20 protein-coding genes and 1 tRNA gene are annotated in these 25,117 nt (G+C 65.4%); 16 read left to right on the forward strand and 5 right to left on the reverse strand.

The features are described 5' to 3' along the window. Window positions 1–2 precede the first annotated feature (2 nt). The 9 genes from recR to QME84_04565 all read left to right on the forward strand — a co-directional run bounded on the left by recR (window position 3) and on the right by QME84_04565 (window position 12,660). Window positions 3–599, forward strand: a complete 597-nt coding sequence (gene recR, locus QME84_04525; protein ID MDI6873531.1) for a recombination mediator RecR — start codon at window positions 3–5, stop codon at window positions 597–599. Between the two features lie 86 nt (window positions 600–685). Continuing rightward, a complete protein-coding gene (locus tag QME84_04530; protein MDI6873532.1) occupies window positions 686–1,927 on the forward strand; it encodes an aspartate kinase in 1,242 nt (413 codons plus the stop codon). 30 nt (window positions 1,928–1,957) lie between these two features. Then, a complete protein-coding gene (locus tag QME84_04535; GenBank protein MDI6873533.1) occupies window positions 1,958–2,965 on the forward strand; it encodes an aspartate-semialdehyde dehydrogenase in 1,008 nt (335 codons plus the stop codon). Continuing rightward, window positions 2,966–4,036 (forward strand): type II CAAX endopeptidase family protein, encoded by a 1,071-nt coding sequence (locus QME84_04540; protein MDI6873534.1) that lies wholly within the window; start codon window positions 2,966–2,968, stop codon window positions 4,034–4,036. It abuts the gene before it with no gap. A 135-nt stretch (window positions 4,037–4,171) separates the two neighbouring features. Then, window positions 4,172–5,269: a CPBP family intramembrane metalloprotease gene (locus tag QME84_04545; GenBank protein MDI6873535.1), complete on the forward strand. Its 1,098-nt coding sequence runs from the start codon at window positions 4,172–4,174 to the stop codon at window positions 5,267–5,269. Between the two features lie 766 nt (window positions 5,270–6,035). Continuing rightward, on the forward strand, window positions 6,036–7,208 hold the full coding sequence (locus QME84_04550) for a hypothetical protein (protein MDI6873536.1): 1,173 nt from the start codon (window positions 6,036–6,038) through the stop codon (window positions 7,206–7,208). 380 nt (window positions 7,209–7,588) lie between these two features. Beyond that, the gene (locus QME84_04555) at window positions 7,589–8,983 is read left to right on the forward strand and encodes an efflux RND transporter periplasmic adaptor subunit (protein MDI6873537.1); all 1,395 of its coding nucleotides are present in this window, start codon (window positions 7,589–7,591) and stop codon (window positions 8,981–8,983) included. 21 nt (window positions 8,984–9,004) lie between these two features. Further along, window positions 9,005–11,299 carry a DEAD/DEAH box helicase gene (locus tag QME84_04560; protein ID MDI6873538.1) on the forward strand — a complete coding sequence of 765 codons (2,295 nt, stop codon included), beginning with the start codon at window positions 9,005–9,007 and terminating at the stop codon, window positions 11,297–11,299. Window positions 11,300–11,952: 653 nt separating this feature from the next. Next, window positions 11,953–12,660, forward strand: coding sequence for a TetR family transcriptional regulator (locus tag QME84_04565; GenBank protein MDI6873539.1), 708 nt, complete (start codon window positions 11,953–11,955; stop codon window positions 12,658–12,660). 34 nt (window positions 12,661–12,694) lie between these two features. On the opposite strand, the gene QME84_04570 is transcribed toward QME84_04565, so the two are convergent. Then, window positions 12,695–13,267 carry a hypothetical protein gene (locus QME84_04570; GenBank protein MDI6873540.1) on the reverse strand — a complete coding sequence of 191 codons (573 nt, stop codon included), beginning with the start codon at window positions 13,265–13,267 and terminating at the stop codon, window positions 12,695–12,697. 443 nt (window positions 13,268–13,710) lie between these two features. On the opposite strand from QME84_04570, the gene larA reads away from it, so the two are divergent. Then, window positions 13,711–15,000, forward strand: coding sequence for a nickel-dependent lactate racemase (larA, locus tag QME84_04575; protein ID MDI6873541.1), 1,290 nt, complete (start codon window positions 13,711–13,713; stop codon window positions 14,998–15,000). 146 nt (window positions 15,001–15,146) lie between these two features. Here larA and QME84_04580 read toward each other — a convergent pair whose 3' ends face one another. The 3 genes from QME84_04580 to larE form a co-directional block, all read right to left on the reverse strand. Then, on the reverse strand, window positions 15,147–15,617 hold the full coding sequence (locus QME84_04580; protein ID MDI6873542.1) for a TIGR00725 family protein: 471 nt from the start codon (window positions 15,615–15,617) through the stop codon (window positions 15,147–15,149). Window positions 15,618–15,673: 56 nt separating this feature from the next. Further along, window positions 15,674–16,897 carry a nickel pincer cofactor biosynthesis protein LarC gene (gene larC / locus QME84_04585; GenBank protein MDI6873543.1) on the reverse strand — a complete coding sequence of 408 codons (1,224 nt, stop codon included), beginning with the start codon at window positions 16,895–16,897 and terminating at the stop codon, window positions 15,674–15,676. A gap of 220 nt (window positions 16,898–17,117) precedes the next feature. After that, a complete protein-coding gene (larE, locus tag QME84_04590) occupies window positions 17,118–18,002 on the reverse strand; it encodes an ATP-dependent sacrificial sulfur transferase LarE (GenBank protein MDI6873544.1) in 885 nt (294 codons plus the stop codon). A 149-nt stretch (window positions 18,003–18,151) separates the two neighbouring features. On the opposite strand from larE, the gene QME84_04595 reads away from it, so the two are divergent. From QME84_04595 to QME84_04620, 6 genes are all read left to right on the forward strand, one after another. After that, window positions 18,152–18,754 carry a DUF4446 family protein gene (locus QME84_04595; protein MDI6873545.1) on the forward strand — a complete coding sequence of 201 codons (603 nt, stop codon included), beginning with the start codon at window positions 18,152–18,154 and terminating at the stop codon, window positions 18,752–18,754. Then, window positions 18,751–19,602 (forward strand): prephenate dehydratase, encoded by an 852-nt coding sequence (gene pheA / locus QME84_04600; GenBank protein ID MDI6873546.1) that lies wholly within the window; start codon window positions 18,751–18,753, stop codon window positions 19,600–19,602. Before QME84_04595 ends, pheA begins: the two co-directional genes overlap by 4 nt. 4 nt (window positions 19,603–19,606) lie before the next feature. Beyond that, complete coding sequence (gene serS, locus QME84_04605; GenBank protein MDI6873547.1) at window positions 19,607–20,884, forward strand: serine--tRNA ligase; 1,278 nt, start codon at window positions 19,607–19,609, stop codon at window positions 20,882–20,884. Window positions 20,885–21,347: 463 nt separating this feature from the next. Beyond that, window positions 21,348–22,094 carry a hypothetical protein gene (locus QME84_04610; protein MDI6873548.1) on the forward strand — a complete coding sequence of 249 codons (747 nt, stop codon included), beginning with the start codon at window positions 21,348–21,350 and terminating at the stop codon, window positions 22,092–22,094. A 438-nt stretch (window positions 22,095–22,532) separates the two neighbouring features. Next, a tRNA-Ser gene (locus tag QME84_04615) sits at window positions 22,533–22,620 on the forward strand. Between the two features lie 373 nt (window positions 22,621–22,993). After that, window positions 22,994–24,160 (forward strand): alpha/beta fold hydrolase, encoded by a 1,167-nt coding sequence (locus QME84_04620; GenBank protein MDI6873549.1) that lies wholly within the window; start codon window positions 22,994–22,996, stop codon window positions 24,158–24,160. A 135-nt stretch (window positions 24,161–24,295) separates the two neighbouring features. On the opposite strand, the gene QME84_04625 is transcribed toward QME84_04620, so the two are convergent. Next, window positions 24,296–25,075, reverse strand: coding sequence for an alpha/beta hydrolase (locus tag QME84_04625; GenBank protein MDI6873550.1), 780 nt, complete (start codon window positions 25,073–25,075; stop codon window positions 24,296–24,298). Between the last annotated feature and the right edge of the window lie 42 nt (window positions 25,076–25,117).

Consider the following 25,117-nt stretch of genomic DNA (forward strand, 5'->3'; position numbering starts at 1 on the left):
AAGTGCTGTACACGCCCCCCCTGGCGAGGTTGGTGGAAGAACTTTCCAAACTCCCCGGGATCGGGCCCAAGACGGCCCAGAGACTCGCCTTTCACCTCCTGAAGGTCCCTCCCGAGGAGGCCCGGTCCCTGGCCCAGGCCATCATGGAGGCGAGGGAAAAGATATCCTACTGCAGCCGCTGCTTCAACTTCGCCGAGGGGGAGCTCTGCGAGTACTGCGCGGACGCCCGGCGCGACCTAACCCTGGTATGCGTGGTGGAACGCCCCCAGGACATAGTGGCCGTGGAGAGGACGGGGGAGTTCCGGGGCCTCTACCACGTGCTGGGCGGGGCCATCTCCCCCATCGACGGCATCGGGCCGGAGGAGCTGCGCATCCGGGAACTTCTGGAGAGGGTGCGCCGGGACGGGGTCCGGGAGGTCATCATCGCCACCAACCCGCGGGTGGAGGGGGAAGCCACGGCCATGTACCTGGCCAACCTCCTCAAGCCCCTAGGGGTGCGCGCCACGCGCATCGCCAGCGGCCTGCCGGTGGGAGGGGACCTGGAGTACGCGGACGAGGTCACCCTGGGAAGGGCCCTCAAGGGCAGGCATGACCTCTAACGCCTTGACAGCCGCGGGGCCCGGGCGTAAAAAGAGAAAAAGCCTGGAGAAAGGCAGTTCGCGCGTCGATAGGTAATATCTGGAAAATGGACAGGCAGCGGATCCTGGTACAGAAGTTCGGCGGGACTTCCGTGGCCGACACGGAGAAGATAAAGAACGTGGCCAGGCGCATCGCGGACACCCGCCGGAAGGGCTACCACGTGGTGGCGGTGATCTCCGCCCTGGGGGACACCACCGATCGGCTGGTGGAGCTGGCCTACCAGATCACCTCCCGGCCCCGGGAGAGGGAGATGGACATGCTCTTAGCCACCGGGGAGCAGATCTCCGTGGCCCTGCTCTCCATGGCCATGCACGAGCTGGGACACGAGGCCATATCTTTCACCGGGGCCCAGGTGGGCATCGTCACCGACAGCGCCCACACCAAGGCCAAGATCCTGGACGTCAAGGTGGGACGCATACTCGAGGAGCTGGAAAAGGGAAGCGTGGTGATCGTGGCCGGCTTCCAGGGCGTCTCCCTGGACGACCAGATAACCACTTTAGGGCGGGGAGGCTCGGACACCACGGCGGTGGCCCTGGCCGCCGCCCTGGGGGCGGAGGTGTGCGAGATCTACACCGACGTGGACGGGGTGTACACCGCGGACCCCCGGGTGGTGCCCGAGGCGCGGAAGCTGAGCCGGGTCTCCTACGAGGAGATGCTGGAGATGGCCGCCACCGGGGCCAGGGTCCTGCAGCTGCGCAGCGTGGAATTCGCGAGGAATTACGGGGTGGTGATTCACGTGAGATCCAGTTTTTCCCAGGAGGAAGGCACCTGGATAACCGAAGAGGACGAGCGCATGGAGAAGGCCATCATCAGCGGCGTAACCCACGACGTGAGCGAGGCCAAGGTCACCGTCTTCAACGTCCCGGACCGCCCGGGCGTGGCCGCCACCCTGTTCAAGGCCCTGGCGGCGGAGAACATAAACGTGGACATGATCATCCAGAACGTGAGCGAGAACCAGCGGACGGACATCTCCTTCACGGTGAGCAAGGAGGACCTGCAGAAGGCGGAGGAGATAACCGCCCGGGTGGCCGAGGAGCTGGGGGCGGGCGGCGTCAGCGTGGATCGGGACATCGCCAAGGTAAGCCTGGTGGGGGCGGGCATGCGCACCCACCCGGGAGTGGCGGCAGACATGTTCGCCGCCTTGGCGGAGAACGACATCAACATAGAGATGATAAGCACCTCGACCATCAAGATAAGCTGCGTCATCCGGGCGGAGGACGTGGAGAAGGCCGTGCGGGCCATACATGCCAAGTTCGGCCTGGACCGCGGGGTGGTCATGAGGGCCTGACCTTGAGTGCCTGAACGGGAGGCGGCGGCCATGCGAAGGGAATACCGCGTAGCCGTGGTGGGAGCCACGGGCATGGTGGGGATGACCATGCGGGAGATCCTAGAGGAGCGGGATTTCCCCGTGTCCGAGCTGCGCCTCCTGGCCTCGGAGCGCTCCAAGGGAAGGCGCCTCCCTTTCCGGGGCGAGGAGATCGAGGTACAGGTCCTGGACGAAGGCTCCTTCGAGGGCATCGACCTGGCCCTCTTTTCCGCCGGTGCGGAAATATCACGGCGTTTCGCCCCCCACGCCGTGCGCGCGGGGGCCCTGGTGGTAGACAACAGCAGCGCCTTCCGCATGGATCCCGGGGTTCCCCTGGTGGTTCCGGAGGTCAATCCCGAGGCGGCCTTCGACCACCAGGGACTCATCGCCAACCCCAACTGCTCCACCATCCAGATGGTGGTGGTGCTCAAGCCCCTCCACGACCGCTCTCCCCTGCGCCGGGTGGTGGTCTCCACCTACCAGTCGGTGTCCGGGACTGGCAGGGAGGCCGTGGAGGAGCTCCGAACCCAGGCGGAGGCGGTGCTCAGGGGGGAGGACCCGGTCCCCGTAGTCTATCCCCACCCCATAGCCTTCAACTGCCTGCCCCACATAGACGTCTTCTTCCCCAACGGATACACCAAGGAAGAGATGAAGATGGTGGAGGAGACCAGGAAGATCATGGGAATTCCGGACCTCCCCGTATCCGCCACCACGGTGCGCGTACCCGTTTTCGTGGGCCACTCGGAGTCGGTGAACGCGGAGTTCGAGGACCCCATCCCCCCGGAGGAAGCCAGGCGCATACTGGCCGCGGCGCCGGGGGTGGAGGTCGTCGACGAGCCCGAGGCCTTCCGCTACCCGCTGGCCATGGACGCCGCCGGAAAGGACTCCTGCTACGTGGGTCGTATCCGGGCCGACCTCTCCTGTCCCCGGGCCCTCAATTTCTGGGTGGTGGCCGATAACCTGCGCAAGGGCGCCGCCCTCAACGCGGTGCAGATAGCGGAGCTGGTTCTGGAGACCTGAATGTCCGGGGAAGACCGGGAAGCCGGAAGCCGGGAGGAGGAGGGGCCGAGCTGCCACTGGCATCACCAGCGCCGGGCGGTTGCCCTGTGTGTCTCCTGCGGTCGGGCGGTGTGCGCCGAGTGCGACCACCTCGCGGGTTACCGGCACCACTGCCCCTTCTGCCTTCCCCGACCGATACCTCAACCGGCGTGGGGGCAAGGCCCCTATGCGCCGCCTGCCGCTCCGGGGGCCGGCCCGTACGTGCCGCCTCCCTACTACCCGCCGCCCCATCCTCTGCCGGTGCCCCCTCCGGCCTGCTCGCCAACCGGCTACTACCTGCCCGCCCCGCCCCTTTCCGCTCCCCCGGTCGCGGAGCCTCCCGAGCCGGAGGACCGCCGGGAACACCGCTGGTGGAGGGCGGACTGGAAGCTCTCCGAGGTCACCGTGGCCCTCTTCGTCATCTTCGGGATCTATAACCTGGTGGGCGTGGCGCTCCTCCTCACCACCGATAACCCGCTCTTCTACGAGTACCTGTCCTACGCCCTCTTCTTCTGTCCCCTCATCCTCCTGTGCACGGTCTGGATACTGAAACGCCACGGGAGGGGGCGGGAGGAACTGGGCCTGGTCTGGGGGCGGCCATGGAAGACGCTGCTCTCTGGCCTGGGCGGCAGCGCGGCGGCCCTGTCCTTGAGCTACGCCGCCTTCTTCGCCCTCTATTTCCTGTTCTACCTCGTCGCAGGCAGGCCGCCCTCGGCTGGGGAGACGGAGCAGCTTCGGGGTATAGGCGGCGGCGGGCTGGCCCTGGTGATCGCGGTGGTGGTCCTGCTGGCCCCCGTCTTCGAGGAGATCTTCTTTCGGGGGCTTTTCTACTCCGCCCTGCGCAGGAAGATGGGACCGCGGGCCGCGGTGGCCATAAACGGCCTCATCTTCGGGGCTTTGCACTTCCAGCCCCTGTACATGATCTCCCTGGTCCTGGTGGGCATGGTCCTGGCCTACCTCTACGAGAAGACCGACTCCCTATACGCCTCTATGACCGCCCACGCGCTCTACAACCTGGTCGTGGTCCTGATGGCCCTCTTCACCGGTTGGTGAGGACTGGCACGGGAGGCGGGTCGCGGAACGGAGGGGTGATGGGCCCGCTCGGTTTCAGGCGCCGGGCTCGCTTGTCGAATAAATCATAGCGGGCCCGCGGGAGCGGGCCCGGAGCAGGAAAGGAAGGATGTGTCCGTGGACGTGCCGCGCTGCGCCGCGCATCCCGAGGAGCCGGCCGCGGCGTCCTGCCCGGAATGCGGCGGCCATTATTGCTCGCGCTGCCTGCGTCCCATGGGAGGCCGCCTCCTCTGCCCTTCATGCGCGGAGAGGGCCGTTTACGGGGGCGGCACCCAGGTTTCCGGAGTGGAGGCGCACCGGGCGCCGGAGCGCGGGCCGGTGGCGGCCAAGATTGTGGCCACCTGCGCCTTCCATCCCGGCGTCAGGGCGGTCACCCGCTGCAGCCGCTGCGGGGCCTTCATCTGCTCCGCCTGCCAGAGGGTAGGCGGCGATAGGCGTTATTGCGACCATTGTTACCAGGAAATGGTAAATGAGCCCCGGCGCAGGGCGGCGGCGGGCGGGAATGGCGACGCCCTTACCTCCCCCTCCCGAGCCGCCTGGAGGCTGTGGCCGGGGCTGGCCTTCCTGCCCCTCCCCTTCCTCCTGAGCTGGCTGATGACCTACATGATGCGCCAGGGCGAAGAGGTCTCCGTGGGGGCCGCCCAGCTGCTTGTAAGCCTTCTGCTCTACTCCTCCACCCTGATCTATACCTTGCTGGTGGTCTCGAGGCACGGGAACGCCCGGGAGCTGCTGGGAATGCACGGGGATAACCTGGCGGGGGCGCTGGGCCTGGGGGTAATCTGCGGGTCGCTGGCCTTCTGGATAGGGACCGCCGGAAGCTTCATATCCGTGGGCCTCCTTGAGCGGGTGAGCTGGGTGGAGGAATGGCTGCGCAGCTTCTTCGACGTCAACGTGAAGAACGTCACCGGCGCGGACCTGCTGGTGGCCGGGCTGGTGATCATCATCGCCGCTCCCGTCTTCGAGGAGATCTTCTTCCGGGGCTTCCTCTACCCCGCCATGCGGCGGAGGATGGGAGTATGGTCGGCCTCCCTGCTAAACGGATTCCTCTTCGCCGCGGTGCACTTCAGCCTCTTCGGGCTCCTGGGGAGGACCCTGGTGGGCACCCTCTTCTGTCTCCTCTACGAGTACACCGGGAACCTGTGGTCCCCGGTGGCCGCCCACGGCATCAACAACTTCGTGGCCTTCTTCCTGCCCCTGGCGGCCATATGGAGCTGAGAATGAGCTTTTCGGATGCGGCGAGCTTACTTGGCATTCACGCCGGGACTTCGCCTGGAGGCCGGCAGGGACCTTGGGGGACGAGGGACTCGGCCCCCGGGAATTTCGGGGCGTTAATCTGGGTGGAGCGGAGTTCGCCGCATGGGCTCCCAGGGGGCTGGCGGTTGCCGGGGCGCTTAACAAGGGGAGTGGAGGAGTATATGATTATGGGGGAGAAGACTAATCTTAAAGTTGAACAAGAGGTTTATATATGATATGCGATAAGTGCGGTACGGAGAATCGTGAGGACGCGGCCTTCTGCGTGGCCTGCGGCGCAGCCCTCCCAGGCGCCACGTTCTCCTCCCTCCAACCCAGGGATGGGGAAAGGGAAAAACCCGAGGCCGTATCCTTCCCTTCGATTCCGTGGACCCGGACCTCCTCGCCGCTGGAGGAGGAGAAGCGATTCAAGGATGTGACCGTTACCCGGGACGCTACCGCCCGGAAGCATCCGCAAGCACCCGGCCTTCCGTTCCCGGAAATGCCGGCGGGGACGACGGAGGCGACCCGGGAAGCGCGGTCCGGAGAAGCCGGGGAAACGCCCCTGCCGGAAATGCCGCCCCAATCGACCGGCGGCCTGGATTCCCGGGCATCCGCGCAGGAACCCTATCGCGTGGTCTCGCCCGGGGGCTTCGTCTTCAGCACGTCCAGGGCGGCGGCCCATGAGGGCACCGGGGAAGAGGTTGGCTTCCCGGGAACGGAGCCTGTGACTCCGAGTGCCGCTGCCGGCATGCCCGCGGGAAACTCCGAGAAGGCTCCCGGAGGGGTGGAGGGAGGAACCCCGGCGCCCGGGGAAACGGCAGTCTGGACTCCCGAGGTTCCCGACCGGGAGGAAGGCGAGGAGGATGGAAGGCTAGTGTACATACCCCCGGAGTCCGACCTTCCCCTTCGGCGCGGAGGGTCGGATTCCGCCCACGCGGAGTCCCTTCCCTCCTCGGCCCCCGAAGCGGTGCCGCCCGAGGACCGTACCCAGGCCATGGAGCCGGTGCCCGACGCGGGAAGGGTACACGTCCCCCAGGTGCTCTGTCCGGAGTGTTACGCCCACAACCCGGAGATGAACCGCTTCTGCCAGGAGTGTGGGAACCCCCTGCCGGCGGCATCCCGGGGGCGGCCGGTGGCCAGGCGACCGATGCCGGCCGGGACCGCCTACCGCCCCACGGCTACCCTTTACCTACCGGAGGAGGAGACCGCCGCCGGGATGGAGCACGCACGGGAGGGAGGACGCGGGGAGGTCCGCCGGGAGAAAAGATTCGGGGCTGCGGACGCCCTCGCGACGGTCTCGGCGATCGTCCTGGCTGCCTCGCTGGCCCTCCCCACCTTCCTGGAAGGATTTTCCTACAAGAATGGGGTGGACCTGGGCATTTTCTCCCACCAGGGAGCCTACGTGCGCGGCGCTTACGAGCTGCTCGGCGGGCCGGGTATCCTTCCCTACCGGGGAGTGGAGTTCTTCACCGTGGGCCTGGTCTTCGCCGTGGCGCTCTTCCTGGCCCTGCTTTTTCTCGTCCTGCGCGTGGGACGGGGGCCCATGTTCATGCTAGCTGGCAGCTTGGCGGCACTTCCCCTGGTCTACCTCTTCTTCCAGGCCCTGCTGCCGCTGCGGGAGAGGGGGGTGGAGATAGAGCCGGCCTTGGGCCTGGGAAGGCTCTTTTTCGGCGGCGACGGGGCTCCCGGCCTAGGGCCCGCGGTGTGGATGGGCTGCGCCGCCGCCATACTCCTCATCCTGGCCGGGTTCCTGGCTCCCCCGCGGGGATGGGGGAGGTTGTTCACCTTCCTGGTCTTTTTCAGCCTGGTCCTGGGAGCCGGTTTCTTCTGCGCCGCCTGCTACAACTGGAACCTTTTCATCTCCGAAGCCGCGGCCGGAACCCCCGCCGCGACGGCGCCCCTCCTGGCTGCTTTTCTATGAACATCCCGTCACGACGGGCGCATTATGCACCCGAACGGGCAGGTCCTCCCCTCGAGAGCGCGCAAGGCTTCCCCGCTGGCATGTTCCTTTTCCGGGGAGGATCGAGGGCTCATGTCCTGTCGTGACGAGGCGCACGTAAAGACGCGCGGTGTTTCTGCGGACGTCCCCCGGGTCCCTCAAGGTGAGGGATCCCCTGTCGGGAACGGCAGGATGTCTTTCCGTAAAGGGGTGAAGAGGAGCCGATCTCGCGACGTGCGGTGCCCCTTTTCGTTGACGTCCCTTCAGACCCCCGTATATAGTTAGTCTCGCGAATCCTTTCCATAGAAACGCATGAGTTCACGCTGCCGCAAGGGCGAGGCGAGGCCGGAGGGCGAGGTGTGATGCGTAAATCGTTTGGCGCTGCCATGAGGAGACCGATCATCGTTCTTGCGGCGGCCCTGCTTGCGGCCCTGGCGCTGGCGGGATGCTTCGGGGGAGCCCCGGAGGGGGTGAAGGTGACCGAGGTGAGACGGGGGGACGTGAGCAGGGTGGTCACCGCGGTAGGCAGGCTGGAGGCCGACAACCCCGTCGACGTCTACCCTCCCGCCAGCGGGACCATCGCCGCCCTCTACGTGAGGGAGGGGGATCGCGTGGAGGCCGGGGACCTCCTGGCCTCGCTGGACCAGGAGGAGCTCAAGGCCCAGGCGGCCAAGGCCAGGGCCAGCTACCTCACCGGTGCCGCGGTGGGCGACGTCCTCGCCGGGCAGTACTCGGGCATGCAGGCCCTCTACCAGGGCGCAGAGTACGCCTTCCAGGTCTTCGGGCAGACCCAGGAACAGCTGGACGCCATGGTCCTCAACCTCTTCGACCTGGTGCCCCTGGTGGTGCCCCTGCTACCCCCGGACCAGCAGGAGTTCGTCAAGTCCCTCGTCGCCGAGCAGAGGGCGGCCTACCTCGAGGCTATGGCCTCGCGACCCGCACCGCCTTCCCTGGCGCTGCCCGCTTATCCTTCCGATGCCTTGGCGGCCGGCGAGGCCGTGAAGGAGGCCTCCAGCTACGAATATCAAAAGGCCCTCTACGCCGCCAACCATCCTCACCTGGTGGCGCCGGTGTCCGGATACGTGGTCTTCTCCGCCCCTCCCTCGGTCCCGGGGCTGGATTTCCTCTCCGAGATGCTGGGAGGCTTCGGTTCGCTCCTCACCGGCCTGGGGGACCTGACCTCCCTTCTGGGAGGGGACCTGGGGGCCCTTTTGGGGGGACAGGCGGGCGCGGAACTCAAGGTGGGGAGCAAGGTCAGCGCCGACAGCCCCGTCTTCCAGATCGTGGACCTCCAGAGCATGCGAGTGAGGGCGGAGGTGGAGGAGACGGACATCCCCAAGGTGCAGGTAGGGCAGAAGGTCAAGGTCTACCTGGACGCCTACCCCGACTTGGCCTTCACCGGGGAGGTGGTGCAGGTGGGCATCCGGGCGGAGCGCGGCTCGGGAGGGACCACCGTCTTCCCGGTGATCGTCAGGCTGGACCGCACCGAGGTGCCCCTGCGCCTAGGATACAACGCCACCGTGGACATCGAGGTCCTGAGCCGGAAGGGGATAATCTCCCTCCCGGTCACCGCCCTTTTCTCCGAGGAGGGGAAGGATTACGTGTATGTGGTGGAGGACGGCAGGGCCGGTAGGCGGGAGGTCACGGCGGGAGAGCGGAGCGAGGAATGGGTGGAGATCCTAGCCGGGCTGGAGGAGGGAGAGAGGGTGGTCACGGAAGGGGTGGGCCTGGTGAAGGAAGGCCAGAAGGTGGAATGAGCCCCTCCGGAGTGCCGGCGCATGGATTTTGAGGAACTGATCCGGGAGATAAGCGAGGGCTGGGGGGAGGGTCACCGGGTCGCCCACCTGGAGGTCATACCCTCCCGTGAGCCCCGGCTCACCGAGCTCCCGGATGGACTACACCCCTCCCTGGTGGAAACCCTCGGGCGCATGGGCATCACCGGCCTCTACCTCCACCAGGCCCGTGCCCTGGAGCTCCTTTCCCGGGGACACAACGTGGTCATCGCCACCGGGACCGCCAGCGGGAAGAGCTTCTGCTACCACATACCGGTCTACCAGGAGCTCATGGAAAACCCTTCCAGTAGGGCCCTGTACATCTTTCCCACCAAGGCGCTGGCCCAGGACCAGCTGCGCAGCCTGGAGGAGCTGTACGGGGGTGAGGTGGTCTCGGCCACCTACGACGGCGACACGCCGTTGGAACTGCGGAGCTGGATAAGGCGCCAGGCCCAGGTAGTGCTCACCAACCCGGACATGCTCCATTACGGCATACTACCCAACCACAGGCTATGGGGCGGATTCTTCCGCCGCCTCCGTTACGTGGTCCTAGACGAGGCTCACGTGGCCCGCGGCGTCTTCGGCTCACACGTGGCCCAGGTGCTACGGCGTCTGCGGCGCACGGCGGAGCGCTACGGCTCGCGGCCCGTGTTCGTCTTCGCCAGCGCCACCATCGCCAACCCGGCGGAACACGCCTCCAAGCTCTGCGGGCTGGAGGTGAAGGCGGTGGAGGATGACTCCTCTCCGCGAGGGAGGAAGGTATTCGCCCTCTGGAACCCCCCAGACATCCTGTCCCGGGAGGGCGGGGAAATCCACCGTTCCTCCAATCTGGAGACGGCGGAGATACTGGCCCGGTTAATTCGGCTGGGGGTGCGCACCATCGCCTTCTGTCGCTCCCGCAAGGCGGCAGAGCTGGTCTACGGCTATGTGCTGCGCCTGTTGGGTTCGGAGGAGAGGAAACTCGCGGAGAGAATTTCCCCTTACCGGGGAGGCTATCTGCCTGCGGAGAGGAGGGAGATAGAGCGTCGTCTTTTCTCCGGGGAACTTCTGGCGGTGACCACCACCAATGCCCTGGAGCTGGGGGTGGACATCGGGGAACTGGAGGCCTGTCTCATGAACGGCTATCCGGGGACCATCGCCAGCACCTGGCAGCAGGCCGGGAGGGCGGGGCGCCGGCAGGGGGAATCGCTGGCCGTGCTGGTGGCCGCCGACGATCCGCTGGACCAGTACCTGGTCCGCCACCCGGAGTTCCTCTTCGGCTCACCCTGCGAGGAGGCGGTCATCGACCTGGAGAACCGGCGCATACTGGGCGACCACCTGGTATGCGCGGCCTACGAGTTCCCCCTGCGGGAGGAGGACGAGGAGTACTTCGGGCCCGCCATGCGGGAGATTCTCGAGGAGCTGTCCCGCGAGGGACGGCTGAAGAAAAGGGGCGGGAGGTGGTACTTCGCGGGGCCGGGCTCCCCGGCCCAGGAGGTGAACCTGCGGTCCGCCTCCGGGAAGCTCATCAGCATCGTGGACCGGGACACCGGGACCCTGCTGGGGACCGTGGAGGAGGCTTCCTGTTTTTTCCATGTGCATCCCGGGGCCGTCTACCTGCACCAGGGCGATTCCTACCTGGTGGAGGAGCTGGACCTGGAGCGCATGGTGGCCCTGGTGAGGGCCGAGGAGCTTGACTTTTACACCAACCCCATGGACAACACCGACGTCGTGGTCCTGGAGGAGGAACGGGCGAAGGCCCCGGGACCGCGGGCGTGTTCCCTCCACTACGGGGAGGTGGAGGTCTCGGTCAAGGTGTACGCATACCAGAAGCGGCGGCTCCTCACCCACGAGGTCCTGGAGACCCTGGGGCTGGACTTGCCCACCCGTACCCTGCGGACCAGGGCCCTGTGGTACACCTTGCCGCCCGAGCGCCTGGCTCCCCTGGAGATGGACGAGTACACCTTGGCTGGGGGGCTGCACGCCCTGGAGCACGCCTCCATCGCCATGCTCCCCCTCTTCGCCATGTGTGATCGCTGGGACATAGGGGGCATGTCCACGGCCTTCCACCCGGATACCGGCCGGGCCACGGTCTTCATCTACGACGCCTACCCGGGCGGGGTAGGCATCGCCGCCCGGGGGTTCCGCCTGGCGACGCGGCACCTGAGGGCCACCCGCGAGATGGTGGAGAGATGCCCATGCGCCGAGGGCTGCCCCTCGTGCATCCAGTCCCCCAAGTGCGGGAGCGGCAACGAGCCCCTGCACAAGCGGGCGGCGGCGGAGCTCCTCAAGTTGCTCGAGGAAGATCTCGCCGCGGAATGAAACTTCAGCCCTGGCGAGGCGGGGTATGATCAGGGCCTCCACCATGGACTCGTGCCGGCTGCCGTCGCCCAGGTTCATATGGTATTTTATGGTAATTATTACCGGGCTGTCACGCACGCATCATCGGTGCCGTCCTTCGGGACGTGGGGATTAGCGTGTTTGGTAATATATGGCGGAAATCACTGCTCGAGAAGGGAAGCCTTGTTCCCGGTCCGGTCGGCGAGTGTGGTTCCCCAGCTTCCGATTTTGGTCCTGCCAAAAACTCCAGTCCTGGAGCCTAATAATCGACGCCGTGGCGTCCGATAAAAAGAGCGGGAGAGGGAGACCGAGGCGATGGTCAACCTTCCAAAAGAGGTGGTGTGCGAGAGTTTTGACCACGGCTCTCCCTCATCCCTGTTTTTTGCCGGCGGGTATTCACGCATTAGAATTGCTTCGGTGCCATTCGGTGTAGCGCTGACCCCAGGAACCAAGGTTTCCTTAACCCTGGGTTTCGTCGCTGGAATGACGCCGCTGCGGACAAGATGCCGCCACGTGGATGAGCATGCTCTCACGGGCGGTAATGAAATGCACAAAGCCATTCGTGTCATGGGTGCATTATTTTATCGAAATAATCATTGTGTATAATGTCGCAAGTACCTTGTTATAATCTCCGTATGAATGAAGGGAAGAGCGCTGCCGAGCTCGGCCGCCGGGAGCGCAAGAAGAGGCAGACCCGCGAGGCGCTGGAGAGGACCGCCCTGCGCCTTTTCCGGGAGAAGGGCTACGACCGCACCACCATCAGGGACATCACCGAGGAAGTGGACGTCTCCCAGCGCACCTTTTTCCGCTATTTCCCCTCCAAGGAGGCGGTGCTCTTCGGGAACTGGGAGGAGAGCCTGGAGCTGCTGCGGCGGCTCATCCTGGAAAGGCCGCGAGAGGAGCCGGTTTTCGTCGCCCTCTACCAGGCGGCCCTGAAGCTCGCCGAGGCGGACCGGGAGAACGAGGAGTGGCTGGTGATGGTCAAGGAACTGGCGGAAAGGTCCCGCCGCATCGGCGAGTTCGAGCGCAACGTCATCTACCCCGGTTTCGAGAGGGTGGTGGCCGAGGCCCTGGCGGAACGCATGGGGGTAGACCCGGCGAAGGACCCCCGCCCCAGGATGCTGGCCGCGGTCTCCGTGGCCGCCTGGACCACGGCGCGCCGCATGTGGATGGAGAGCGGAGGAAAACAGTCCGTATCCGGCATCCTCTCCCGGACTTTCGGCTCCCTCGTGGAAACGTTGCCCGGGACCGGCGGGGCAGAAGGGAGCCGGGCGGCGGAGGGTTCCGGGACCCGGAAGGCAGGAAACCGCAGGACCGGTTCCTCCCGGAAGAAAAGGTCTTGAGTGGGCTGACCTTACCGACCCCCGGCAGGACGAATCAGCGGAGGTCGTCCAGAACCTCCCTCACCGCGTCCAGGATGGGGGTCCGGATTCGCGGCGGGATTTTCCTCAGGTAATCCAGCGCTTTTTCCTTTACCTCCGGGCGCAGGCCCCTCAGGTAGGCGAGGACGTTTTCCGGGGTCAGGTCCCGACGGGTGCGCCTCTCGAAGTCCGGGCGGAGGTCGTTCCAGATCACCACCCGGAGCTCGTGCCCCTCCCGGTTCTTCTCCTCCGCCCAGCGCCGGATGTCCGGGAGGCACTCGTCCACCGTCCGGCACCAGTGCTCACCGGTGGCCAGGTCCAGAAAACCGACGTTTTCCGGTTTGCACTCCGCCCTCTGGGCCAGGCTCCATACCGCTTCGCCCACGCTGTCCGTCCCCATGAGGGACCAGTAGACCTGGACCGGCGTTGAGCCCCTCCGGAGGGAGAGGGCCAGGTACCTCTGGGGAGCCACGCGGGAGAGCTCCACAGGCAGGACGGGTCCATCCCCCAACCACCGCCCGTCGCGAAGCATGAGCCCCTCCGGCTCCGTGACCATGGGGTCCCATCCCAGGACCGCTATCTCCGCCAAGCTTCCCACCTCCCGCACGAAAGTTCTTACTTCCCACCTCCCGCACGAAAAGTCCTTAAGATCGATTTTTCATGTGCAATGTCGATTCCTTCCGCTTCCTACCCGGAGACCTTCGTGCAATGCTTCTCAAAGACTTTTCCAGCCCGGTTATTTCTACCCTTTCACTCCCTCCTTGAGGCCCTCAGAGCGACGCACTCAAGGCCGCCTTCACCTACCGGCAAGGCCGACTTCTTGCTCCCCTACAAGAAACCTCGACGCGGCCTGTCCTCGAAACCGCTTTCGGGAGCCTCGCCCGCGTCCGGGGGGTCGCCGCATCATCCGCCTCGTACCCCTGGCGGACCTTCTCCTGCGGGTTCCCCCGGAAGACGATTTCGGCGCCCTGCGCCGCCGACTAAAGCCGCCGCCCATTTATTGTTTATGGGCGGCCTGATATCTTATTCTCCATGAGGTTTTCCTGGGAGTACGGGCGCGGAATACAGGAGTTCGAGGTCCCCGATGACCTCCTCCTCGGCGTGGTGGAGGGGACGGCCGTGGAGCCCCTCCTCGACCTCCGGCGCGCCCTGGAGGAGGCCCTGGAAAATCCCCTGGGATCCCCTCCCCTGTCGGAACTGGTGCGCAGCGGGGACCGGGTGGCCGTGGCCTGCCCCGACTTCCACCGCCTGTGGGTGCGCGCCCGGTTGTGGATGCCCCTCCTGGTGGGGTACCTTAACCGCTGCGGGGTGCGCGACCGGGACATCACGGTGATCATCGCCAACGGGACCCACGCTCCGCCCGGCTACCGGGGGCTGAGGATGATCCTGGGGGAAGACTTCCCTCCCGGTGTCCGGGTGGTGAACCACGATGCCCGCGACGAGGGTAGCCTTCGCTTCCTGGGGCACACCCCCTACGGCACTCCCCTGTGGGTAAACCGCCACGCCCTGGAGGCCGACCACCTCATACTCACCGGGGCCGTGGTGCCCCACACCTTCGCCGGCTTCGGAGGGGGCCGCAAGGCGGTGGTGCCGGGCATGGCGGGGATAAAGACCATCCTGGCCAACCACCGCCGGGCCCTGAGCGAGGTGCCGGGTGGGGGCATCCATCCGAGGGCGGTCCCCGGGGTCCTGGACGGCAACCCGGTCCACGAGGACATGCTGGCCGCGGCGCGGATGGTGGGGCCACGCTTCATCGTCAACTTCGTGCTCAGCGAGGAGGGCGACTTTTTGGGGGTCTTTGCCGGGGACCTGGAGGAGGCCCATCGGGGCGGATGCGCCTTCGTCGAGGAGGCCTTTCGGGTGGAAATTCCTTCCAGGGCGGACATCGTGGTCGCTTCCCGGGGAGGGTATCCCATGGACCTCACCTTCTACCAGGCCTTCCAGTCCAACGCCAACGCCCGCGCCGCCCTGCGCGAGGACGGGCGGGGGGTCCTGATCATGGTGGGGGAGTGCTCGGAGGGCCTGGGCCCCTACGAGTTCCAGCGCTGGTTCCACATGGGAGGACTGGAGGAGATGGAGGCGGAACTGCGCCGCGCCTTCACCGTCCCCGGTTTCGTGGTCTACCGGGCGGCGCTGCTGGCCCGCCAGGCGGAGAAGGTGATGCTGGTCTCCAGGCTGGATCCCGAGGTGGTGAAAGGGATAGGCGTTATCCCCCATACGAGCATCCGCGAGGCGCTCGAGGAGGCTCTGGACACCGTGCCTGGGGGAAGGGTGCTCCTCATGCCCCACGCCTCCCAGACCATCCCCTCACCGGCCTGCTGAGCCGCGCCGTTTTCCGGGGCACCCCGGACCCGGCACGACCCCCGCTAACGACGTAAGCCATTCCATATCCAGGGGGGTCTCCGGAAGCGGTCAAGCCCTACGGGCTCCCTTCCCCACTGGCGTCCAGGAAAGGCTCCGGACTTTATTCAGCGCTCCGGGCCCAGGATGGCCTCCACCGCCTCCTCGGGGCTTGAGGCGCGCTGGAGCTTGTCGTCCGGCACGCCCCTCCGGGCGATGTCCCAGCTGGAGATGGCCACTACCCTTTTCCCCATCTTTAGGGCCATGGCGATCTCGGAGAGGGTTCCGTATTCGCCTCCCACGGCGATAACCGCATCCACGGTACGCACGATGACCGCGTTGCGCGCCTGTCCCATGTCCGTGGCGATGGCATAGTCCACGTAGGGGTTGGCGTCGCCCCGGAAGGGGCCGGGGAGGATCCCTATGGTCACGCCGCCCTCCTCCTTGGCCCCCTTGCAGGAGGCCTCCATCACCCCGCCCAGGCCGCCGCAGACCAGGACGGCGCCCCTGCGGGCCAGCAGGCGGCCCACCTCGTAGGCCAGCCGGGCCTCCTCCTCGCTGCAGAATTGTCCGCCCACCACTCCCACGTACACTCTCAGACCTCCCGAAACGAACCGGATTTTCCCTTCGCCGCGGGCACCCGGCCCGCCGGCTCTTACCAGTAATCTCCTTGAGGCCGATCCCCGCTTCCCACCCCTTCGCCAGAAAGCAGGTCGCGGGCCGCCTCCTCGGCGGCGGCGTAGACCTCCTTGAGGGGCACGCCGGACCGCAGGGCCGCCCGCCGACAGTCCTCGTACTCCGGGGCCACGTTCAGGGGCCGGCCCTCGTGGCGGGCCACCTTCACCCGCACGGGCCCGTAGTCCGTGCTCACCTCCAGCACCTCCCGGTCCAGGTACTCCTTGTCCACCTCCTCGATGCGTATCCCCAGGGTCTTGGTCTCGGCGAAGATGACCTCCTTTATCTCCTCCTCGCGGGAGGGCGGGGCGAGCACGGAGATGGTCACCGCGGGGCGCGATTTCTTCACCTGGATGGGGGAGAGCCAGACGTCCTCGGCCCCGGCCTCGAAGAGCCTCTCCATGACGTAGGGGTAGATCTCCGGGTTCATGTCGTCGATGTTGGCGGAAAAGACCATCCTTCTCTCGCGGGTTCTGCCCCGCGCGACCAACTCTCTCTCCCCCAGGAAGCCCCGCAGGACGTTGGGTATCTCCAGGTCGCGGTCCCCCGCCCCGTAGCCCACGGCCTGGATGCGCATGGGGGGCAGGAGGCAGAAGTCGGAGGCCAAAGCGGCCACGATGGCCGCGCCGGTGGGGGTGACGATCTCGGTGGGGATGCCGCTGGAGTACACGGGCACGTCCCTCAGGATCTCGGTGACCGCGGGGGCTGGCACCGGGTATACGCCGTGGCTGGTCTTGATCATACCCGTGCCCATGGGGAGGGGGGAGCAAAGGAGCTCCTCCACCTCCAGGTGCTCCAGGCAGGCCACCGAGCCTACCACGTCCACCAGGGTGTCGGCGCTTCCCAGTTCGTGGAAATGGACCTGTTCGATGTTTCTCGAGTGGATGCGGCTCTCCGCCTCCGCCAGGAGGGCGAACACCCTCTGGCTCCTCTCCTTGACCTGCGGGGAGAGGTTGCTCCGGTCGATGAGCTCCCTGATGTGGGCGTAGGTCCTGACCACCTCTCTCTCCAGGACCCTCACATGGACCTTGGTGGCCCCGATGCCCTTGCGCTCGGTGCGGGTGGCGGTGATGTTCGCCTCGCTGAGGCCCAGGCGCGACGCGGTGTCCTGCAGGAGGTCGAGAGGAGCCCCGAGGTCCACCAGCACGCCCAGCATCATGTCCCCGCTGATGCCGGCGAAGGCGTCCAGGTAGAGGGTCTTCAAGCCGCCACTCCTTCGAATCGCCCGGAATCCACCCCTCTCGAGCGGTTTTCACCCTTACTCCCGACGGCCCTCTTCACCCGATACTCGATAAACGGGCTTGCGCCTACCTACCCCGCTCGAGCGCTTGCCGCCTTTTTATCCCTTCAACATCGATCATATCACCCTGCAGGGAATATTATCCGCTTCCACGCCCGCAAGATCGGATTCCCGCACGCCTCCCTCACCGTGCCCGGCATGCAAAGGACGTGATGTCGCCTTCTCCTTCTTGGAAGAGGGTGAGAACCTTCCGCTCCGGCGCCTCCTGGTCCATGCTCCCGCTGCGGTAGCCCTCCAGGTCCAGGTCCGCACGCCGGAAACCCAGTTCCCGGAGCCTTCCCGCCACCACCTCGCGGTTCTCCCCGTGGATGAGGGAGGCAGTCTCCTCCCCTCCGGCTTCGATGCGGGCCCACTCCGGCCCCTCCAGGCGCACCCGGAGCTCGCGCCACCCCAGGCCTTCCAGAAACTCCTCGGCGGCGTCAACCCTGCGGATAGCCTCCGGGTCCAGCCGCGCCCCGTAGGGGAAGCGGGTGGCCAGGCAGGGGCGGGAAGGAGCGTCCCAGTTGGGAAGCCCCAGTTCACGGGCCAGCTCGCGGACGTTCCGCTTGGTGAAACCGGCTTCCTCGAGGGGGCTGAGGCAGCCTTCCTCCCGGGCCGCCCTCCTGCCGGGACGATACATCGAGGCGTCGTCCCGGTTTCCGCCGTCCAGCACCGCCTCCAGGCCATGCGCGGCGGCCAGGCCGCGCAGGAGAACCAGGCGGTGCTTCTTGCAACGGTAGCAGCGGTCCAGCGGGTTGTCGGAAAACCCCTCCAGGGAGAGCTCGTCGCACTCGGTGACCTTTAAGGGGAAGCCCAGCTCCCCGGAGAGGCGTATGGCGCGGCTTATCTCCCGTGGGGGCATGAGGGGGGAGGAGACCAGAACCGCCAGCATGCGGTCGCCGAGAACCTTCCAGGCCAGGTAGGAGAGCAGGGTGGAATCCACGCCCCCCGAGTAGGCGACGGCAGCGGAGGGAAGGGTATCCAGGATTTCCCATAAACGCCGCTGCTTGTCTTTCAGCTCCTCATCCATCTTCGCTCCATACCTTCGTTTCGAGTATATCACGCACGGGTAGCGGAGAAGCATTGCCGCGGCGCCCGCCGCCGTCCGCCCGAAATCCCGCTCCGGTCCCGGAAAAAGCGCGGAATATGGTATCCTCTTGAGGGAAAGGAGGACGGGACATGTTGGAAGCCTTTAAGAACAACTCCGGCCTGATGATAACCCTTCTTCTGCTGATGGATTTCCTCCTACTGGCGGGGGTTTTCGTCCTCTTCCGACAACTTTCCCTGCTGCGCCGCAACGTGACCATCCTCAAGCGGGGGGTGGATGGCTCCAGCCTTCTGGAGAAGGTGGCCTCCCAGGCGCTGCAGATACAGGATATCTACCGCATCCTGGAGCAGCATGCCACGGAGAAGGAATACCTAACCGAGGTATTGGCTGGGTCCCTGCAGAGGGTGGCCGTGGTGCGCTTCGACGCCTTCGACGACATGGGCGGCAAGCTCAGTTACTCGGTGGCCATGCTGGACGAGAACGGGGACGGGGTCATCTTCACCTCCATCTACGGCCGCAACGAGAACCGCACTTACGCCAAGGCGGTTAAGAACGGGAGGGCTTCCCACGTCCTGTCCCGCGAGGAGGAGGAGGCCCTGCGCCGCGCCCTCACCGTGAAGCCCCCCATGATTCGCGCCCGCAAGGGCGGCGCCGGCAGGCTCTTCAACCTGGAGAGCGCGGTGGAGGACGGCGGGGAGTCCCGAAGGGAGGAGGACGGCTCTTGGGTGATGTGAGCGCCCCCCTCTCCTGCCGCCGGGTGGCTTACCTGGGGCCTCCGGGGACCTTCACCGAGGAGGCCCTGCTCTCCTGGCCGGGCCTGGAATACGAGGCGGTCCTTCCCCTCCCTACCGTGGAGGAAGCACTCCTGGCCGTGCAGGACAACGTGGCGGACAGGGCGGTGGTGCCCATCGAGAACTCCCTGGAGGGCTCGGTGAACGCCACCCTGGACTGCCTGGCCTTCGAGGTGGAGCTCTTCATCCAGGCGGAGAAGGTGTGCCAAGTCAGGCACTGCCTCCTGGCCCGCCCGGGGGTGAGCCTGGAGGAGGTGGCGCGCGTGGTCTCCCATCCCCAGGCGACGGCCCAGTGCCGCCGCCATCTCATGGAACTCCTGCCCGGTGTGGAGGTGGAGGCGGCCAACAGCACCTCCGAGGCGGCCCGCCGGGTGGCGGAGTCCGAGCAGCCCCTGGCTGCCCTGGGCAGCGCCCTGGCCGCCGAGCTCTACGGGCTGGAGGTGCTCCGCGAGGGCATGGAGGACCACCCGGAGAACCGCACCCGCTTCGTATTGGTGGGAAGGGAGAAGATGTCCCCCACCGGGCGGGACAAGACCTCCATAGTCTGCTTCATCCACCAGGACCGGCCGGGGATGCTCCTGCAGATACTGCAGGAATTCGCCTACCGCTACATCAACCTGTCCAAGATCGAGTCCCGGCCCACCAAAAAGGGCTTGGGCGAGTACTGCTTCTTCATCGACTGCGAGGGGCACGAGGAGGACGAGGTGGTAGCCTCGGCCCTGAAGTGCCTGCGCTGCAAACTTCCGCAAGTGAAACTCCTGGGTTCCTATCCCGCTTACAGGGAGGGTTGAAGGCATGCTGGACCTCAAGTTCGTGCGGGACAACGCGGACCTGGTGCGCAAGGCCCTCAAGGACCGCGGTCTGGAGGTCCCCCTCGACGACCTCCTGGAAAAGGACCGCAGGAGGCGGGCCCTCCTGGTCGACCTGGAGGAGAAGCGCGCCCGCCACAAGAGGGGGAACAAGGAGATAGGCGAGAGGATAAGGAAGGGCGAGGACCCCGCCGCCCTGCGGAAGGAGATGGGGGCCTTAAGCGAGGAAATAAAGTCCCTGGAAACCGAGGCCGACGAGCTGGAGGCCGCCATACGGGAGATACTGGTCCGCATCCCCAACCTCCCCCACGAGTCGGTGCCCGTGGGGCCGGACGAGACCTACAACCGGGAGGTGCGCCGCTGGGGCGAGCCGCGGGCCTTCGACTTCCAGCCCCTACCCCACTGGGAGCTGGGGGAGCAGCTGGGCGTGCTGGACTTCCAGCGGGGGGTGAAGATTGCCGAGTCCCGCTTCACGCTGCTGCGGGGGAAGGGGGCTCTGCTGGAGAGGGCGCTCATCAACTTCATGCTCGACCTGCACACCCGGGAACACGGCTACACCGAGGTCTTCCCGCCCATCCTGGTCAACGAGGAGAGCATGTTCGCAACCGGGCAGCTCCCCAAGCTGGAGAACGAAATGTACCGCTGCCGGGACGACGTGCTGTACCTCATCCCCACCGCTGAGGTGCCGGTGACCAACATCCACCGCGACGAGATCCTGGCCGAGGAGGACCTTCCGCTCTACTACTGTGCCTACACGCCTTGCTTCCGGCGGGAGGCGGGATCCTACGGGAGGGACATCCGGGGGCTCATCCGGCAGCACCAGTTCAACAAGGTGGAGCTGGTGAAGTTCGCGCACCCCGAAACCTCGTATGATGAACTGGAAAAGCTTACCAACGATGCCGAGGAGGTGCTGCGTCGCCTGAGGCTTCCCTACCGGGTGGTGGTCCTCTCCACCGGCGACCTTTCCTTCGCCGCTGCCAAGTGTTACGACCTTGAGGTGTGGCTGCCCTCCTACGGGGAGTACAAGGAGATCTCCTCCTGTTCCAACTTCACCGACTTCCAGGCCCGCCGCGCCAACATCCGCTTCCGGCCCTCCGGAGGGGGCAAGGCGCAGTTCGTGCACACCCTGAACGGGTCGGGAGTAGCCGTGGGCCGCACGGTGGCCGCCATCCTCGAGAACTACCAGAGGGAGGACGGCAGCGTGGAGGTCCCCGAGGCCCTGCGTCCCTACATGCATGGCCTGGAGGTCATCGAGCCCGGCTGAACCGGGCGTTTTGCCATCTTCGGAAATCCCCTCGTGCGCCAGGCGATATTCTTTCATTACCCTCAGCTTCATTATTTTGAGGCTCTTTCCCCACCCCGCCCTCGCATCTATCCCCGATGGTCGCGAGAGCCCCGATTCCTCGGCAAGCTTTCAGCGTTGCGGAGACGTTCCCCCTCGGCTCTCGTTGCGTCGTGAATGAAGTCGAAGATATGTGCGGGTTGAGCTGCGGCGGAGAAATCTTCCCCCGGCTCCCGTAGCGCCTCTCGCTCCCTAGGGCATCGGGCCTTTTCGGCACTCGCTTTTGAGGTTGAAAAAGGCACATAGACCACTTTGACATCCCGGCTGAAAAACAAGAAATTCTGGCAGATGGAGGCCCTCTCCCTTGCCGTGGCTGGCTTGACAGAATTAATGCCCCGGTGCCGAATAAAAATATAAAGGGGCTTCGAACGGCAGGTGAGCGCGCGTGCAGGGGGACGAGATACTGAGGATCATCAGGCGCATCACCCGTGACTTCGCTCCCATCCTCCCGGGCCTCCGCCTGGAGTTGATCTCCCCCGAGGGGTTCCGGGCCCGGGTGCGCGGCAAGCCCATCATAGCCGACCAGGCCATGCTACGGGCCGTTCTGGGCGAGGAGGCCGGAGGGGCTGGGGGAAGAGGGGGCCGACCGTGGGGAAGGGCAGCGCTCGGAAGCGCTGCGAAGGGCGAAGGGCCGGAGCGGAGCGAAGAAACCGCCAAAGGCAAGGGACATCTCAACGAACCCTATCCGGAGGCGGGGCCCGCCTTTGCCGTGTCGGGCGGGAAGGTTCCGGAGGTAAAAAAACCCATCCCTCCCGGACGGGGGAGCCCGGAAGGAGAGGAACGGAAAGGGGAAAAGGTGCGGGAAGAAAAGACACGGGAGGGTCCCGCAGAGAGGTACCCCCTTTACGCCCTCCCCTCCAGCCGTACCATCTTGGTGGAGATGGAGAGCCTCGCCGAGAGGGTGAACCAGGAGGACCGCCGCCTGCACCGCCCCCTGGTGGAGGGGCTCGTCCTCCGCGAGGTCCTTTATCTCATCACCAGCGGCCAGCCTCTCCCCGAGCCCCGGGCGCGGGCAGAACGCATCCTTCGCCGCCACTGGCCCTTCCAGTACGCCGCCCTGCGCAGCGTGGGCCTCACCGTGACTGGCTTCGAACGGCCTCCGCAGGGCGAGGCGCTGGGCCGGGACAACTAGGGGCTTGTGAAGGGATTCTCGGCGGAAAGGCCGTCCATTCCCTCAACGGACGTCAATCGATTTGGGGTGTCTTTACACGAGGGATTGCGCGGTGGGGTTGTTGCTGTTCCAGGATTTCTTGCAGCCCGGAATGCGTGAACGTTTTTCTCGGCATTTGCCCATTACGTCAAGTGATTATGACATCTGCTCAAGAGGCCACAACACGTGGTGAAATCATCGGTCACCCCCCACTCCATGCAAGCTACATCTTTTTTCCTAAACTGAGGGAACAATCGTTTTGTTTAATTGGCGGGTAGTGAACGTGTTCCGTACGGAAGTAGGGTTACGGGAACCGGGCCCGAAGGAGCAAGGCATGGCCGTCCGATCATCCTTTGAGGTTCGGGACGGAAGGCCCTTGACGCGTTTACGACCCGGGTTCCTATAAGTAAAATGGGTCCTGGAGGGGTGGCAGAGCGGACTAATGCGGTGGTCTTGAAAACCATTAGCCTTCGCAGGCTCGCGGGTTCGAATCCCGCCCCCTCCGCCAATCATGGTTATAAGGTTATTCCGGCGGAAAAGTATCGATGGAGACTGATTTTCTCAGGCGAGCCATTCTACGGCAACCACGTTTTCTACCCCGGCATCCTTGAACTCGGGATAGCCTGTGACCAGAACGGAACCTTTCTACTGGGCGAGTGCGACCGCGAAGAAATCGGCGTAAGTGATAAGATTTCCGGATGAGGTGGGCGGCTATATGATCAAACCACTCTGGGAATCCAAATCCGGTAAATTTGCGAGGGAAAGACATCGTAATACAGCCTGGCAGCCGGCATAATAAGGGCGTGGGGATACGTTCTTTCTCATGTCCCCCCGGTCGAGGAAAGGGGGAAATAACGACATTTGCCGTGAGGTAATCGGAGATGGAAGGGATAAATCTTAATTTCAAGATAGGCACTCATGACCTTCATCCCGACGCCAACTTCAACTTCCAGTTGAACCGGATGGTCATGTATGCCGACGGCGATCTGGAAGAGGTAAAAGAGGCGGCGCGGAAGATAACCGATATGAGGTCCTGGGTGAAGACCTTCGTGGACCTGGGGGAGAGGGCCCTGGGCGAGGGAAGGGTCGCCCAGGCCATCTCCTACTTGCGCGGTGCCGAGTTCTTCATGTACGAGGATATCGAGGAGAAACATCGCCTCTACGACCGGGCGACAAGCCTTTTCTACGAGCATTACTCGCGTTTCTTCGAGAAGGGCGCCATAAGGACGGATCGCGTGCCCTACGAAGGGAAGTACCTGCCGGTGTGGATCACCGGGCCCGGGGAGAGGGCGGGAGCCATCCTCCTACACGGGGGTTACGACTCCTGCAAGGAGGAGTTCCTGCGCACCGTCCTCTACCTGGGGCAAAGGGGTTACACCGTATACCTTTTCGAGGGGCCGGGACAGGGCGAGGTCCTGAAGAAACTGGGCCTTCCCTTCACCCACCGGTGGGAGAGGCCGGTGAGGGCCGTCCTCGACCATTACCGCCTTGACGACGTGACCATCGTGGGAGTCTCGCTGGGGGGTATGCTCGCCCCCCGCGCCGCGGCCTTTGAGCCAAGGATAAAAAGGGTTGTGGCCTGGGGTGTCCTCCCCAACTTCCTGGACGTGGTCATCTCCACCCGGCCCAGGGTCCTCCAGTGGCTGCTCCGGGCCGGTCTCCGCCTCGGTCTTAGGCCGGCGGTGGACCTGGGGGCGAGGCAGCAGATGGCCCGGGATCCCCTGGCCGAATGGGGGATAAAACATGGTTGTTACGCCTTCGGCGTAGCTTGTCCGTACGAGTTCCTAAAGGCGGCGGACAGGTTCCAGTTCCTGGACGTCGCGGACCGCATCACCCAGGATTTCCTTCTCCTCGGCTCCACCAGGGACCACTTCATACCCCTCGCGTTCTACAAGCGGGAGATCGACGCCCTGACCAACGTGAGGTCCCTCACCTTCCGGCTCTTCACGGAGAGGGAGAGCGCAGAGAACCACTGTAACCTGGGGAACATCAAGCTGGCGCTGGACACCATCTTGGCCTGGCTGGACCAGGTGGGAAGCCGGGACTGACGCAGCCCTCGCCGGCATAAAACAGCTACATTTTAACCTCCTCCGGTAGAGGAAAGGGTCAGGCGTACCTGTTTTTGTATGTTTAAAAACTATGTCACGGAAAAGAGCGCAAAAACGGTAAGGAAGGCGGGAGGCTCACAGCGAGAGCACGAAATCGCGGATGGCCCGCGTGACCTCTTCCGGCCGTTCCATAGGGGAGAGGTGGCCGGCGTCCTCGATGTACACCAGGCGCGAATTGGGTATGTGCTCGGCAAGATAGTTGCCGTATTTCACCGGGGTCAGGCGGTCGTCGGAGGCGGTGAGGACTAGCACCGGGACGGCGATCTCCCCCAGGCGCTCCATGACGTCGAAAGCGTCGCAGGCACGGAAGTCCCCCAGCGCAACCTCGGGAGGACAGGCGGCCATGCTCTCGAGAAGTGGTTCTATCCTCCGAGGGTCCGTCTTCGAGCTGATGGACATGGACCTGGTGCCGGCGACGAAGGCCTCGTAATCCCGCTGGATGGTCTCGAAGATGAGGGGCAGTACCCTCAGCCTGGCCCCCGTGTTGGCCAGGATGGCCGCCTCGTACTTTCCCTTCCCTTCCAGGAGGAGGTGAAGGACAATGGCACCTCCCAGGCTGAGGCCGCAGGGGATGGGACGGGGCGGTCGCAGGGCGGAGATGAAGCCCTCCACGGCGGCCGCGTACCCGGCCACGCTGGCCGTGCCTTTGCCGCCGCTGGCCCCGTGGCCGGGAAGGTCCAGGGCCACGGTGTTCATCTCCTCGGCCAGGGCTTCCACCTGGGCGCGCCAAAGGACGCTGGAGCCGCCGGAACCGTGGACGAAAACCACCGTGGGGAGGCCCGGGTCCAGGGGCCACCGCCCGGCGATGAAGGCCGTGTCGCCAATGGTCGATTCGTGCATACCGGTTACCAGCATACCATTTTCCTTCAGGCCGCGGTGGACAAGGCAGGTAGGCGC

This window comes from Actinomycetota bacterium (genome assembly GCA_030019255.1).
Lineage (GTDB): Bacteria > Actinomycetota > Geothermincolia > Geothermincolales > RBG-13-55-18 > Solincola_A.